Source organism: Psychrobacter sp. van23A (genome assembly GCF_030845275.1).
GTDB classification, from domain to species: Bacteria; Pseudomonadota; Gammaproteobacteria; order Pseudomonadales; family Moraxellaceae; genus Psychrobacter; species Psychrobacter faecalis.
The window spans coordinates 1,356,880-1,372,655 of record NZ_CP132595.1 but is presented as its reverse complement, the minus strand read 5'-3'; the positions used below and the strand labels follow the sequence as shown (position 1 = coordinate 1,372,655).

The window sequence follows — 15,776 nt, the reverse complement described above, 5'->3', positions numbered from 1 at the left end:
CGCAAGCACTTACGATTTTCCGCAGCCAATAGGTGACAAATTAATCACCATCAATTACAATAACGACCTCCGAGAGGTGTTGCGCCATAATCATCGATTACTGCACTTAAGCTTTATTGCTTTGCAAATCAATCATTATGTTAGGCTCGGTTAACTGTTTATTACCATTTTGGGTTATGAGCAGCGCAAATAACGGCACCTGCGTTTTTATTCTTTTTATCTATTAACTGATAGGAGCATATTATGGACGCAGTGTCTAACACCCCATCTGCCCATACGATCGACCCCTCTTTCACTGACTATAAAGTCGCCGACATCAGCCTTGCTGATTACGGTCGCCGTGAAATCACTTTAGCTGAAGCCGAAATGCCTGCCCTGATGGGTTTGCGTCGTCGCTACGAAGCCGACCAACCGCTTAAAGGCGCAAAAATCGCTGGCTGTATCCACATGACTATTCAGACGGCTGTCCTTATCGAGACGTTAGTTGCGCTCGGTGCGGAAGTACGCTGGACCTCATGTAACATCTTCTCAACTCAAGACCATGCTGCTGCTGCGATTGCTGCTGCTGGTATTTCTGTTTATGCTTGGAAAGGCGAAACCGAAGAAGAGTACGAGTGGTGCTTGCGTCAACAAATCCACGTTGGCGGCGAAGCGTCCGGTCAACTTTGGGATGCAAACTTAATCTTGGACGACGGCGGTGATTTAACCGCTTTGATTCATAATGATTATGCCCAAATGCTTGATAACATCCATGGTATCTCTGAAGAAACTACTACAGGTGTCCATCGTTTGGTTGAAATGCTGGGTAAAGGTACGCTAAAAGTACCGGCTATCAACGTTAACGACGCGGTTACCAAATCTAAAAATGACAACAAATACGGCTGCCGTCATAGCTTAAATGACGCCATCAAACGTGCTACCGATATGTTCCTTGCAGGTCGCCGTGCTTTGGTCATCGGTTATGGTGATGTGGGTAAAGGCTCAACGCAAAGCTTACGTCAAGAAGGCATGATTGTTCGTGTCTCAGAAGTTGATCCTATTTGTGCCATGCAGGCCTGTATGGACGGCTATGAAGTATTGTCACCTTATATCAATGGCGATAACACCGGCGGCGCAGAAAACATCAATACTCGTCTGCTTGAAGATACTGACTTAATTGTTACCACTACCGGTAACTATCACGTTTGTGACAAACATATGCTAGCGGCGCTGAAGCCGGGTGCGGTCGTCTGTAACATCGGTCACTTCGATACCGAAATTGATACGCAGTTTATGCGTGATAACTGGCGCTGGGTTGAGATTAAGCCACAAGTGCATCAAGTATTCCGCTCGGATGACGAAAACGATTATTTGATTTTGCTTGCTGAAGGTCGCTTGGTGAACTTAGGTAACGCTACTGGTCACCCATCGCGCGTGATGGATGGCTCATTTGCTAACCAAGTATTGGCACAAATGTACTTGTTTGAAGAAAAATTCGCTGAGCTGCCAGTCGATGAGCGTTTTGATAATTTATACGTTAAAGTGTTACCGAAAAAACTCGATGAAGAAGTTGCGGCGGCGATGGTTGCTGGTTTTAACGGTACATTGACGAAACTGACTGAAAAACAAGCCGTGTATCTAGGCGTACCTGTCGAAGGTCCGTTTAAGCCTGACGCTTATAAATACTAATAGGAGTCAGACTGTGACTAAGCCTGCTTTCTCCTTTGAGTTTTTCCCAGCCAAAACCGAGCAAGGCCATGAAAAGCTACTCGGTACTTATGATGAGCTCAATAAGCTATCACCTGCGTATTTTTCGGTGACTTACGGGGCTGGCGGTTCAACCCGTGGCCGTACGTTAGATATCGTGCAAGCGTTGTGTGCGCGCGGTGACACGGATATTGCGCCGCATATGTCTTGTATCGGTGACGACAAAAGTCAAATCGCTGAACTACTCGATCTTTATAAAAGTTTGGGCATCACACGCTTGGTTGCCTTGCGTGGTGATTTACCGTCAGGTCAGGTAGGTATGGGTGAGTTACCGTTTGCCTTAGACTTAGTAAAGTTTATCCGCGAACATTCAGGCGATCACTTCCGTATCGAGGTCGCAGCCTACCCTGAGATGCATCCGCAAGCACGTAGCTTTGAGTTTGACGTCGATAATTTGGTGAATAAATATCAAGCGGGCGCCAATGCGTCGATTACCCAGTTTTTCTATAATGCCGATAGCTATCTATATCTGCGTGATACCTTAGAAAAACGCGGTATTGACACGGTAGCGCAGCCTTTGGTCGCTGGCATCATGCCGATTACCAACTCAAGCAATCTCGTACGCTTTGCTGATAGCTGTGGCGCTGATATTCCGCGTTACGTGCGTAAGCGCTTGGCGGATTTTGGCGATGACCGAGCTGCTATCCGAGAGTTCGGCTTTGATGTCGTTTATCGTTTGTGTGAGCGTCTAATCTCTGAGGGCGTACCTGCTATGCATTTTTATAGCATGAATAAGGTTGAGCCAAATAAACGCTTAGTCGAAGCTTTAGGCTTGATTGCTTAAATATTTATCGAATGTATTGCTGAATGACTGGCGTTCTTAGGGGCGCCGGTCTTTTTTGGTATGGGAATTGCATTTATACCAATTTTACTTATGATAATCCCTTTACCCACCCAAATGATATTCTGCTAAGATATTGAAAAATATCATGACTCCCATTATAGGAATAAGTAATTTTGCGACGTTTCTTTTATGCCACTAGTAGCGATAGCAGTGATAAAAATGCCCCAACCTACCCACAACTGAGCACCTTAGCTATCGGTGCTAGCGTCGAGTTGACCGAAAGTATTGTCCATCATTGGTGCCGTGTACTGCGCGCCAATATCGGCGATACAGGTATTTTATTTGACGGTTTTGGCGGTGAATATCAGGTACAGCTCAATAGCATTAGCAAAAAACACGCCACTGCGACGTTACTGGCACACCTAGAAACCGATCGCAATGCCGCTGTCTTGACAAAAATCGGACTGGTGATGAGTCGCGGCGAGCGCATGGATTACGCCATTCAAAAATCCACTGAGCTTGGTGTCACCGCTATTCAACTGCTCGCCAGCCACCACGGTGAGGTCAACCTAAAACCTGCGCAAGTGGAGAAAAAGCTGGCACATTGGCAGCAAGTGGCTATTGCTGCTTGTGAGCAATGCGGCCTTAATCGCCCGCCCCTTATTCTCGCGCCATTATCGATTGATGACTGGCTGTCAAATATAGCGGCCAACGAAAACGACAAAGAGATGGCAGTTAGCCCAATCGTCGCTGAGCTAAGTAAAGATGCCTACTATCAAGCATTACAGCAACCAGCAGATTTACGTCTGCAGCTAAGCGTGCCAGCAGCAGGACAACCGCTGATGCCTGAGGCGCTGCCCGTCGTTTTGAAACAACAGACGCCTTATGTTGAATTACTAATCGGACCTGAGGGCGGGCTCAGCGCTGATGAATGCGCCAAAGCTGCTGACGTTGGTTTTGCAGCGTGGCAAATTGGACCAAGGGTGCTGCGTACCGAAACTGCGCCTGTCGTTGCCTTAGCGACATTGGGCTCATTGGCAACCCTGCACACCTTACATATGTAGGCATCAAATTGCCATCGCTACATCGCTACATCGCTACATCGCCATTTATTATTTAATTTGATGTTATGAGTCCTATTATGACCGATTTTACCCCTATGCCAATATCGGATAAACAGCAATTATTGGTCAAGCTGTGCGAGCAATTTGAAGACGCTATCTTTATATTGGACGACAAACTGCGCTATCTATCCGTTAATGCGAACTATGAGCTGATGCTTGGCTATACAGAAAAATTTTTGCTTGGCCGTCCGCTTGGTATCTATGCAGCCGAGTTTTTGTCTGAAGAAGAGCAAGGTGTGCTTAGAAATCTGATTAACAGTTTAGACAGTACAGGATTTTGTGAAATTGATTTTTCGATGGCAAATCGCTATGGCGAAGTACTTGACTGTCATATCACCTATCGCAAAATTTACTTAGAAGACACCCCTTATTACGTTGGTACCATACGTAATATGGCGACGCTGGCTAAAAACAGAAAAAAGGTCGCCCATCTGTTAAATTATGACCAGCTAACTGGACTGCCAAACCGTAAAGTATTTTTAAGTCAAACCAGTGAGTTGTTAATAGAAAGCTACCAAGAAGTGGTGGTCGTGCGTTTTAACATTGACCGTTATCGCAACCTTGCTATCTTATTGGGACCAGATAATATCAACAAACTGGTAGAAAATTTTGTCTTACGTATCACCGAGTTAGAGCTGGACAATTTACGCTGCTTTTCGCATTTTGGCGGTGACGACTTTGCTTTATTATTTGAATGCAACGATGCCAATATGGTTCGCCATCAATTAGACAGTTTAATGCAAATGTGCGAGCGGCCTTTTTTCTTAAATGACAGCATGGCAAAAGAAGCACAAGTCTATTGTCATATTTCGGTTGGGGTCAGCTATTTTCCTGAAAACGGCAATGAGTTCATCGGCTTATTGACCAAAGCCGAAAAAGCGTTGAATTACGTCAAGCAGCAAGGGGGCGATGATGTCTGTTGGTATCATAAATCGATTAACGAGAGGAATGCACACGATATACAGTTAGAGTCTGAGCTTAGGACGGCCAGCAACGAATGTCAATTTGTGCCTTATTACCAACCAAAATTCGCCTTAGATACGGGTGTGATTAGCGGTTTTGAGGCGTTGGTGCGCTGGCAACACCCTACTCGCGGCTTACTAAGACCCGCCGATTTTATGGATGCCATCATTTCTCATAAGTTATCGTTTGAGCTATTTTCACAAATGGCGAACCAAATTGCCAAGCAATTGACCGTTTGGCAAGATTTGGGCTTTGAGCAGCACATCTGTATCAACGCCGATGCGGCCGAGTTTAGCCATCCTGATTTTTTTGACTTGGTCAGTAACTTGTTAGACAGCCATAAACTTGCCGCTCACCAACTGCACATAGAGGTGACCGAATCTTCATTGATACAGCGCCATGCCAATGTCAAAAAACAACTGGATTTACTTAAAGAACTTGGCATCTGCCTGGCGCTCGATGACTTTGGTACAGGTTTTGCCTCGTTAAGCTATTTACAAGAATATCCGTTTGATTTTATCAAAATTGACAAAAGCTTTATCTCTAAGATTACCAATGACCGTACGCAGCGCGCCATTGTTAAAGCGATTTTGGATTTAGCAGAAGCGCTTGATATGCACGTTATCGCCGAAGGTATTGAAAACGAGCAGCAACGCGATTTACTGCTTAGTATGGGTTGTCAGTACGGTCAAGGTTATTGGTTTGGTAAACCGATGACGGCGGACGAGGCCACTAAGATGCTTATGCAGCAACATTTGTCTAAAAACGACCGTCCTTAGGATTATCTATTAAAGCGAGATTTATTAAAGCGATATTGTTTGAATTTTTCTACTATTATTATTAAATAATGCTTAAGTTTTTAGCGTATAAGCTCGATGATATATAGGATGCAACACAGGTTGATGACTTATCAGTATTGTCACCAAACTTGTATATTTGCCAGTGAACGCCTATCTTTTACCAAGAATTTACGAATACAATCATAATTCTTTTTCACTCTTCTCAATTTATTTCATATGATCGGTGTTGTTGTCCGTTATTGATACAGACAAACCCTTTAACAGTAAATAGTTGGCAACTCAGACTATTCATAATAGTCGATGACAGTTGCTGTTTTACTGCCGGTCGCATCCTAAAAAAGGACAGGAAGTTATGCAATATAAAGCGCCCCTACGTGATATCCAATTCGTGATGCATGAGTTACTTGACAGCGAAAGTCACTACAAAACCTTACCAGCGTTCCAAGAAGCGGATCGTGAGTTGATGGACAGTCTGTTTGAGATGGCGGCAAGCTTTGCGGAAAATGAGCTGTCACCATTGAACCAAAGCGGCGACGCGGAAGGCTGTCATTTTGACAACGGCACTGTTACCACGCCAAAAGGCTTTAAAGAAGCGTATAAAGCTTATTGTGAGCTTGGCTTCCCAGCCTTGTCTGCTGAAGAAGCATTCGGCGGTCAAAACATGCCGTTCTCATTATCAACAGTTATCAATGAGATGGTTGGCACGGCGAACTGGTCATTTTCTATGTATCCTGGCCTATCACATGGCGCGATTCAAACCATCGAGCACCATGGTACTGAAGAGCAAAAACAAACTTACCTTGAAAAAATGGTCACCGGCGAATGGTCAGGTACTATGTGCTTGACTGAAGCGCATGCGGGTTCTGACTTGGGTATTATCCGCACCAAAGCTGAGCCAAACGATGACGGCACTTATAGCATCACTGGTCAAAAAATCTTTATCTCAGCGGGCGAGCATGACCTAACCGACAATATCATTCATATCGTCCTAGCCCGTCTACCAGGCGCGCCTGCTGGCACTAAAGGCATCTCGCTGTTTATCGTGCCTAAAGTCATGGTCAACGCAGACAGCAGCCTTGGCGAAAACAACAACGTCGTTTGTGGTTCTATCGAGCACAAAATGGGTATCAAAGCGTCAGCGACTTGCGTGATGAACTTTGATGGCGCAACTGGTTATTTGATTGGCCCAGAAAACCGCGGTCTACAGTGCATGTTTACCTTTATGAACGTGGCCCGTATCGGTACCGCCGTTCAAGGTTTAACGGCAGCAGAATATGCGTTCCAAGGCTCATTAACCTATGCCAAAGACCGCTTAGCGATGCGTTCATTATCAGGGGCAAAAGCACCAGAAAAAGTCGCTGATCCTATCATCGTTCACCCAGCCGTTCGTAACATGCTATTGACCGAAAAAGCCTTTGCTGAAGGCGGTCGTGCCCTCGTTTATTACCTCTCACACTTTGCGGATACTGTTGCAAAAGGCGAAGGCGATGATCTTAAATTTGCTGACCAAATGCTGTCACTATTGACACCGATTGCTAAAGCATTCTTGACTGAAACTGGTCTAGAAGCGGCTAACCATGGCGTACAGGTTTATGGCGGCCACGGCTTTATCAGCGAATGGGGCATGGAGCAAAACGTCCGTGATACCCGTATTGCTTGCCTCTACGAAGGTACCACTGAAATCCAAGCGCTTGACCTACTCGGCCGTAAAGTATTGGGCTCACAAGGTAAAATGCTGGCCAACTTTGTCAAAGTTATCCAAACTTTCTGCGAAGAAAACAAAGACAACGATCAAATGGGTCAATTTATCCGCCCACTTGCCAAACACGTCAAAGAATGGGGCGATTTGACCGCGCGTATTGGCATGCAAGCGACTGAAAACCCAGATGCAGTTGGCGGTGCGGCTGTTGACTACTTATACTTTAGCGGTTATGTCACGCTAGCTTATTTATGGGCGCGTATGGCATTGGTCGCGCAAACTGCATTGACTGACGGCACTGGCGAAAAAGCCTTTTACGATGCCAAAATCAAAACAGCACAATTCTACTTTGCAAAATTATTGCCGCGTACTACCACGCACGTACAGCGCATCAGCACAGGTGTTGAGCCGTACATGACCATGGACGTTGATCAATTTGCGTTTTAATGTATAGAACGTTGCAAGTGTAGTATCTATTTTAATAAGCAGTTCCTATCGGCAACATACTTAGGTGTGTTGCCGATTTTCTTAGCGGCTTTATTGCTAATAGTTTTTGGTGGACGCACAATTCACGAAGAAAACCACCCGGCGTTACGCTAATTTGCTAAACTTTAACTATCTATGTTTAAGCTACACTCACAAGAAAATTGAACGCTTTGCCCTACTCACTTTTATTTATTTAAACCAAAGGAATGTTTATGGCTGTTTATAATGCCCCTCTTAACGACATGCGCTTTATCCTAAACGACGTATTTAAGGCGCCTGAATTTTGGCAAAACAACGAAAACCTTGCTCATGTCGATATGGAAACTGTCGATATGATTTTGGAAGAAATGGCAAAACTGTCAAAAAACGTCTTATTACCTATCAACCGTAGTGGCGATGAAGAAGGCGCAACCTTTGAAGGTAATGGCGTTGTCACCACCCCTACTGGCTTCAAAGACGCCTATAAGCAGTATGCCGAATCAGGTTGGGTTGGCTTAAGTGGTAATTCTGAATACGGCGGTCAAGGTTTCCCAAAAATGGTCACTATGTTGACCGAAGAGATGGTATTTACCGCCAACCAAGCATTTGCTCTATATCCAAACCTAACCGTAGGCGCAACGCTTTGCTTAAATGCGGCGGCGTCTGAAGAGCAAAAGCAAACTTACTTAGAGAAAATGTACAACGGTGAATGGTCGGGTACTATGTGCTTGACTGAGCCGCATGCTGGTACTGACTTAGGTATTATCAAAACCAAAGCAGTACCAAACGATGATGGTAGCTATAACATCTCTGGTACCAAAATCTTTATCACCGGCGGTGAGCATGACCTCACAGAAAATATCATTCATTTGGTGTTGGCAAAAACCCCGAATGCGCCAGAAGGCTCAAAGGGTATTTCGCTGTTTGTGGTACCAAAATTCTTGGTTAATGAAGATGGCAGCTTGGGCGAGCGCAACACCTTGGCAGTTGGCTCTATCGAGCATAAAATGGGTATCAAAGCCTCAGCGACTTGCGTGATGAACTTTGATAATGCCAAAGGCTGGATGGTTGGCGCAGAAAACACCGGTCTGTCTTCAATGTTCATCATGATGAACTATGAGCGTGTGACCATGGGTCTACAAGGTCTTGGTGGTTCTGAGCTTGCTTATCAAAATGCGGCGCTATATGCCAATGACCGTGGTCAAGGCCGTAGCGATACCCAAATTCAAAGCCCAGAGAAACCTGCTGACGCCATCATTTATCATGCCGATGTACGCCGTATGCTGTTAAATGCCAAAGCCAACACCGAAGCGTCACGTTGTTTTGCGATGTACGTCGCCAAAAACCTAGACCAAGAGAAATTTAGTACCGATCCTGAAGCCGCTCAAGCAGCCGCTGCACGCGTTGCCTTACTGACGCCAGTTGCTAAAGCTTTCTTGACCGACAAAGCGTTAGAAGCCACTATTGATTGTCAGCAAGTATTTGGTGGTCACGGCTATATCCGCGAATGGGGTATGGAGCAAATCGTCCGTGATACCCGTATTGCGCAGATTTATGAAGGCACCAATGGTATCCAAGCGCTTGATTTACTAGGCCGTAAAGTGGCAAAAAATAACGGCAAATATGTCATCCATTTCTTAGGTGAGATTCGTGACTTTGTCAATAATATGCAAGCGGATCATGGTATCAAGCAAGCAACGCTAAACGCTGCTGATACGATTGAAGAGTTAACCACCACGGTACTTAGCAATATTGGCGCACGTAAGAGTGAAATTAATGGCTGTGCCGTTGATTACATGCATGCGTTTGGCTACCTTGCCTACTCGTATATGTTTGCACTCATGGTCGAAGCTGCGAATGGTAAAGAAGGTGAGTTCTACACCAATAAAGCCAAGCTTGCCGATTATTTCGTCGGTCGTATCTTGCCACGTATCGACGCTCACGCGCAGATGGTAAAAGCTGGCAGTGATCCAATGATGAACTTTGATCTTAGTTACTTTGATGTACCTGCTAGCTAATTGTTTACTTTTATAATAAAGTAAGCCATACCGTACAACGATAAAAGGGACAGTCACGCTACTGTCCCTTTTTTTGCCAAAATATTGTGGCAGCCATTAAAGAAATTAGACGAATTAAAGAAAGAAGAGAAATCAGCATAGTCAAGGTCAGAATAACTGCTAACAAAATAATTAAGCGCCGAGAGATGGTTACGATTAAAATAACGCAGAGCTAAGCGTATTAACTTTAATAAGGGTTTTTTAGTTTTAAACAGTAAAGTGATGCATTGGTACGCTAAAAATTAACACTCAAAAACTCCCCTCACTTATTGCAATATTGATAAACACAGCATTTGCTAAAAGAAATATCTCCTTGCCCATACTCAATAATAACAATGATTGAAATAACTACCATAAGGGATGCAATGTGTCAGAAATAAAACACATTTTACAACAGATTACTGCCTTAAGTGATGTGCCAGATCCTGCGGTACTCAAGCGCTTAATCGATGAGCTACGTGTCAGCGACAAAGAGCCGGCATTAGCCAATCAAAAGATGCAAGATTTGATTGATATTTTACGTCAGCATCCAGAATACGCCGATGGACTGTCAAGCTTCGTTTTAAAACTCATCATTGAATATCGCCAAATTGCGTTATATACCGATACGGGCATCATGTCAGATCAAGGCTTTTTTAATAGTCTGCGCCGCCTTATCGGTCATCGTTTTTTACCCCTGCTGCCACAAGAAGATTCCGTTATAGAATTGGTCGGTTATTTATTTGACAGACGCTCGGATGAGCGCTGGCTTGCCAATATTGACAAAGACAAATGGGATGAGATGGTCGGCCTACTCAAGGTCAATGAGCAGCATTTAAACTTGGTCGCAACGGCAAAAAACAGTATCTTGAACGCGATTATCATTTTATCGTATCGGATTAGCGGCATCGGCTTGCATCCAGATTTGATGGAATTTTATCCGCAAATGCTCAATTACTCGGCGTCATTTGTGGCACAAAATCAAGAAGCTGTCCTCTACGTCAATCAATACCGAGAAGCGCATGAGCTCGACACTCTGACCGATATTATCCCTGACAAAGCGGTCGATCCTGCGCCATTACTAGTGATGATTGAGCAATGTGAAGATATCGTTGCCACTATCCGTAAACGTATCTATAAAACTGGTATCTCAATCCGCCTAACCAACATGATGCTGCGCTTGGATCAAAGCCTACAACGGATGCGTATTTTAACTGAGCTGGTAGCAGACAACTACGATAAGCGTGATCAGGCTATTATTGAGCTTATTCAAGCGCTGATTACGAGTGCCAGTCGCCGCTATAGTATTGGTTATTTGATTGATAATAATACCAAGCTGCTATCGCGCAAAGTCACCGAAAACGCCAGCCGCGTCGGAGAGCATTATATTAGTACCGACAAAGCTGGCTATCAAAAGATGTTTAAAAAAGCTTCCATCGGTGGCTTTATCATTGCTTTTATGGCGACTACTAAGATATTGGCGTACCATCTGGCGCTGGCTCCGATGGGACGCGCCTTTATCAATAGTATGATTTATGGTTTAGGCTTTGTATTTATTCACATCGTCCACGGTACGGTCGCTACCAAACAGCCGGCTATGACAGCAGCGGCAATCGCCTCTACCATCTCTGACGGTTCTGGTAAGAAATCGCACCAATTAAACAAGTTATCAGAGCTGGTGGTCGATATTTTACGTACCCAGTTTGTTGCGATTATGGGTAACGTCATGTTAGCCATACCTGTTGCCCTGATTATCTCGTTTGCGTGGTTACAGTATACTGGTACTCCGATGATCAATACTGACAAGGCCGCACACTTATTGCATGACCTTGACCCTTTTCACTCACTAGCACTTCCTCATGCGGCTATCGCTGGCGTGTATTTATTTTTAGCCGGTCTTATCGCGGGTTACTATGATAATTTGGCGGTTTATAACCAAATCGGCGCCCGTATTCAGCGTCATAAGCTTTTGCAATACTTATTACCCAAAGCTTGGCTTCAGCGTTTAGGCGGCTTTATCGAAGCCAATCTCGGCGCCATTATGGGCAACTTTTTATTCGGAGTATTCTTAGGCAGCACGGCTACCATAGGCTTTATATTTGGCTTACCGATTGACATACGTCATATCGCTTTTGCCTCGGCGAATCTGGCGCATGGGTTATTTCACATACCTGCCAATCAATGGGATTGGACGGTTTTTTTCATCTCTATTTTGGGCGTTGCCCTTATCGGTATGGTCAACCTCATGGTCAGTTTCTCGCTGGCATTGTTTGTCGCCCTGCGCTCTAAAGAAGTCAAGTTTATGGAATGGAGCCGTTTAACCAAGCAGCTTTTTAGTCATATGCTGACCCACCCGTCCGACTTTTTTTGGCCACGTGACAAACCTATGAAATACGCTCGTATCGATAGCCAAGGTCATATGATTTTTGATGATACCAATGCTCATAAAGGCGGACAGACCATACCGCATAACTATGTGGTACGCCGTTTATCTGACGTCAAAATTCTGCCCAAATCTAAGCAAAAAAGCATGCAAAATGAGCAGGCCATTACTGATATAGATTATGATAATAACATATCGGATAGTCATGCTGACGCGGCGCTGAAAAGTCGAGAAACGCACAGTACTACTAAGCCAGTAAGCGCCAAAAAAACGATCGACCTCGATGATGGACTAATAGATGAGGAGCTAAATAGCGTCCCTTATAGTAATGACATCCAATACGATAAGTCGTATAAAGACGACGACAGCAATCCTGATAGTAAAGCTGCTGGCGATGCCAAAACGCCCTTGCCTAAACCAAAAAAACCACCAAACCTACCCAGTTAAGGGGACGGTATTGGTGGCTTAAATAGCAGCTTAACTAACGGTTTGTTTAATTTACGAATTAAATGATAAATTATTTTTTTACAGATTTTATCTCAGACAATATAGTCAAAATAACCTAAAAACGCTACGGTATTGCTGATATATCGATATTACTTTTCACTCACTATAGCATATAAAGTGGCATGACTATTGTTCTGTTGGCTCTTCTGTTGGTGCTATACAGTGAGTGTTTGAGGTGATGGCTTTGCCGTCGCCCAAGCGATAAGCAAATAGATGATTACCCCAAACACAGCCACCATCAAGCGCACGCGCATACGGTAAATCAACCTCAGCTTTAAGCGCCGCCCAATGACCAAATAAAATCTTGCGTGCACGTGGTACTTGCCATTCAAACCAAGGCAAAAAATCTTTTGGCATGGGCTCATCTAATCCTGCTGAAAAATCAAATTCGAGCGTGCCATCTTGTTTGCATAAGCGCATACGGGTGAAATAATTAGCAATTGCTCGCATTTTGGTATAGCCATGAATGTCTGCATGCCACTCATCGGCAGTTTTGCTATATAGATTCGGCAATAAGCGATCAAGCTGTTCTAAGCTGCCTTTTAGTTGGGCCTCTAACTGCTGTGCATATTTCGCCGCCGCCTTAATCGTCCAATGCGGTGGGATACCCGCATGTACCAATACCGTCTGCTCATCAGGATAAGCCAGTAGTGGCTGATGGCGTAGCCATTCTAACAATTCATCGCAATCATCGGCAGCAAAGATAGGCGCAGTTTTGTCTTTTTTCTTGAGCGCTGTTGCCCCGCGCCAAACCGCAATTAAATTGATATCGTGATTACCCAATACCGTTGCCGCAGCCCCTTGTTCACATAGCGCTTTGACATGACGTAGGGTGCTTAACGAATCTTCACCACGTGCCACCAAGTCGCCGGCAAACCATAACTTATCTTGCGCTGGGTCAAAATCTAAAGTTTCAAGTAATTGCAGGTAGGCCGCATAGCAACCTTGCAAATCACCGATGACATATTGATGGCGAAAACTCATAAACCCTCTATCATTTTTGTTTGATAAATTAAGCGTCTAATAAATTAAGAGGCTAAGTGACGCGCTTGATTGCTTAAATTGACAAAATCTTTCACACTTAACACTTCCGGACGCGCTTGTGGATCGATGTCGCAAGCGGCGAAATCGGCTTCGCTCAGCGTCGGCAATAACGTGGAATTTTTAAAAATAGCGCGTAGTGTCTTACGGCGATGGTTAAAGGTCTCACGTACCACAAGTGCGAAATATTCCTCATCTTCTGCCACGATTGGTTTATTGATATGCGGCGTCAAGCGAAAAACCGCACTGGTGACTTTTGGCGGCGGATTAAAGGCGCCGCGCGGTACGGTCAATAAATAATCGGTATCGCAATGATATTGCATGATGACCGATAGACGACCATAGGTTTTGCTGCCAACTTCAGCGGTGATACGCTCAACCACTTCTTTTTGCAGCATAAAATGCATGTCTTGAATGACATCAGCATAACTGAGCAAATGAAAGAGTATCGGCGTAGAAATATTATAAGGCAGATTACCTACGACGCGCAGCTTGCCGCGCTCAGGGCTATACAGCTCACGATAATCAACATGCATGGCATTGTCTTTAATAATAGTAAAGTTTGGATGGCTATTAGCCCCAATACGAATGCGCAAACTATCTGCCAAGTCACGATCCAGCTCGACCACGGTCATCGCATCGACTTCTGCTAATAGCGGCTCTGTTAGCGCGCCCATACCGGGTCCAATCTCAATTAAATTATCGTCACGCTCTAGGCGAATGCTGTCAACAATTTGGCGGATGACACTGCCATCGTGCAAGAAGTTTTGACCAAAACGCTTACGCGGTTGGTGTTTGGCAGCGCGTAGGCTGTTAGAAATAGATTGAGCATCAAACGTAGTTTTGGACATAAAAAGGTCTTAATCGATAAAAGATAAATTGGCTATAGCGCTATGGCAGCAATGTGCTGGATTTATATGCGCTTTTATTTGCTGGCTTTGTAATACCAAATTATAGCACAGCTCATAATTACACTGTATTCTTGAGACATTTTATTAATAAACTACCCATACCTTATCACAACCGACACATTGCTTTTTTTGTTCTAAAATCGTTTATTATAACGACGATTATGAGAATAAGCATGGTACCCTAGTGAGGACTCGAATCTTTGGATTTAGGCTATATATGTTTGTAGGTTGAGCTATTAAAATAATTCCAGTGTACTTTGTAGTGTACAGAACGTTAGATTTTTAATCTTAAAAATAATCATCATGATCAAATTTTCTAGATATCTTTTATAGGAATAATTGGGTTTGCCGTGATGGCGGGCTTCTTAATTCTACTACTTATACTTAGGATCGGATTTAAACCTATAGTTAGAATTAGTAGTACATTTTTCAAAAATATCCTGATCAATTGCTTTGTTATAGCTATCTTGTAATTGTACCCTCGCAACACTTTGTTGGTCAGTAGTACAACTACTCCGATTCTTATAATCTTTTCTTTTATCGAGATTTTGATTATTCCAATCAAAAATACCGTAGTTACAAGCGGATAGACTTAAGCAGAAAACGATTGCCATAATACTAAAAAGCATTTTCTCCAATGATTCCATAATGTTATCTTCCTCAAAAGTGGTTCAAAGTAAGTTCGGTGCGCTATACAGGCATCGAACAGCAGATTTTAGATATAATCTTAATGCCTATGAGGTCATTGATTAAAAATTACTAAGTTAGCTTCTGTAATCTCTCTATCGTAGCTTATGTTTGGGGGTGCTTTAAGCTATATTCTAGATATATTTGAATATTTAATTTCTGGAAGTTAAGTAGAGGTATAAGTGAATATCTGTAGCATTAGTACACAAATTAGGAAAATGTCTGAAGCAAAAGTAGATGCAGATATGGGGGCATGGAGAGATGTTTTCAGTAAATTTAATAAAGCAGTAGAAGAGTGCTTCGATGTTGATATGTTAGTTAATTGCTTATTAGAAGATGACTCATGGTATATACCTTTTGATTCTAGAATGAAGCTTATGGAAAAAGCAAAATCTTTAGGCGGATGCTCATTGGAGTTTTTGGCAGATTACTATTCATTTAAAACAGCATTTCTAGATCCAGGCAAAGAATATGATGATGCTGTCGTAAAACTAGATGAGCTATTTCAATAGGTTTGGTTAGACTATACCCCAAGGCAACCAGTTATTTTACCCTCTAAACCTATTATCAGACCACTTAAAACAGACTGGTATAACGGAACCACTTTTATTAAACCGTGTTTGATGATTC

The 15,776-nt window shown here is 43.6% G+C and carries 11 protein-coding genes; 8 read left to right on the top strand and 3 right to left on the bottom strand.

The features are described from left to right. Positions 1–243 precede the first annotated feature (243 nt). The 7 genes from ahcY (at position 244) to RAH45_RS05865 (ending at position 12,447) form a co-directional block, all read left to right on the top strand. A complete protein-coding gene (ahcY, locus tag RAH45_RS05895) occupies positions 244–1,668 on the top strand; it encodes an adenosylhomocysteinase (protein WP_306495803.1) in 1,425 nt (474 codons plus the stop codon). Positions 1,669–1,681: 13 nt separating this feature from the next. Continuing rightward, positions 1,682–2,530: a methylenetetrahydrofolate reductase gene (locus RAH45_RS05890; RefSeq protein WP_289050353.1), complete on the top strand. Its 849-nt coding sequence runs from the start codon at positions 1,682–1,684 to the stop codon at positions 2,528–2,530. 173 nt (positions 2,531–2,703) lie between these two features. Continuing rightward, on the top strand, positions 2,704–3,594 hold the full coding sequence (locus tag RAH45_RS05885) for a 16S rRNA (uracil(1498)-N(3))-methyltransferase (protein ID WP_238060561.1): 891 nt from the start codon (positions 2,704–2,706) through the stop codon (positions 3,592–3,594). A gap of 77 nt (positions 3,595–3,671) precedes the next feature. Further along, positions 3,672–5,396 (top strand): putative bifunctional diguanylate cyclase/phosphodiesterase, encoded by a 1,725-nt coding sequence (locus RAH45_RS05880; RefSeq protein WP_289050356.1) that lies wholly within the window; start codon positions 3,672–3,674, stop codon positions 5,394–5,396. Positions 5,397–5,769: 373 nt separating this feature from the next. Next, positions 5,770–7,563 carry an acyl-CoA dehydrogenase C-terminal domain-containing protein gene (locus RAH45_RS05875; RefSeq protein WP_102076338.1) on the top strand — a complete coding sequence of 598 codons (1,794 nt, stop codon included), beginning with the start codon at positions 5,770–5,772 and terminating at the stop codon, positions 7,561–7,563. A 251-nt stretch (positions 7,564–7,814) separates the two neighbouring features. Next, on the top strand, positions 7,815–9,599 hold the full coding sequence (locus RAH45_RS05870; RefSeq protein WP_102076337.1) for an acyl-CoA dehydrogenase C-terminal domain-containing protein: 1,785 nt from the start codon (positions 7,815–7,817) through the stop codon (positions 9,597–9,599). Between the two features lie 406 nt (positions 9,600–10,005). Next, positions 10,006–12,447 carry a site-specific recombinase gene (locus RAH45_RS05865; protein ID WP_068405215.1) on the top strand — a complete coding sequence of 814 codons (2,442 nt, stop codon included), beginning with the start codon at positions 10,006–10,008 and terminating at the stop codon, positions 12,445–12,447. 186 nt (positions 12,448–12,633) lie between these two features. Here the strand turns inward: RAH45_RS05865 and RAH45_RS05860 are convergent, their stop codons facing one another. From RAH45_RS05860 to RAH45_RS05850, 3 genes are all read right to left on the bottom strand, one after another. Continuing rightward, the gene (locus RAH45_RS05860) at positions 12,634–13,491 is read right to left on the bottom strand and encodes a symmetrical bis(5'-nucleosyl)-tetraphosphatase (protein WP_193032302.1); all 858 of its coding nucleotides are present in this window, start codon (positions 13,489–13,491) and stop codon (positions 12,634–12,636) included. Positions 13,492–13,535: 44 nt separating this feature from the next. Beyond that, positions 13,536–14,399, bottom strand: a complete 864-nt coding sequence (gene rsmA, locus RAH45_RS05855; protein ID WP_193032303.1) for a 16S rRNA (adenine(1518)-N(6)/adenine(1519)-N(6))-dimethyltransferase RsmA — start codon at positions 14,397–14,399, stop codon at positions 13,536–13,538. A 434-nt stretch (positions 14,400–14,833) separates the two neighbouring features. Then, entirely contained in the window at positions 14,834–15,106 is a 273-nt protein-coding gene (locus tag RAH45_RS05850; RefSeq protein WP_193032304.1) for a hypothetical protein, read from the bottom strand. A 258-nt stretch (positions 15,107–15,364) separates the two neighbouring features. Here RAH45_RS05850 and RAH45_RS05845 point away from each other — a divergent pair, with 258 nt between their 5' ends. Then, positions 15,365–15,658, top strand: coding sequence for a hypothetical protein (locus RAH45_RS05845; RefSeq protein WP_193031479.1), 294 nt, complete (start codon positions 15,365–15,367; stop codon positions 15,656–15,658). The last annotated feature ends 118 nt before the right edge of the window (positions 15,659–15,776 follow it).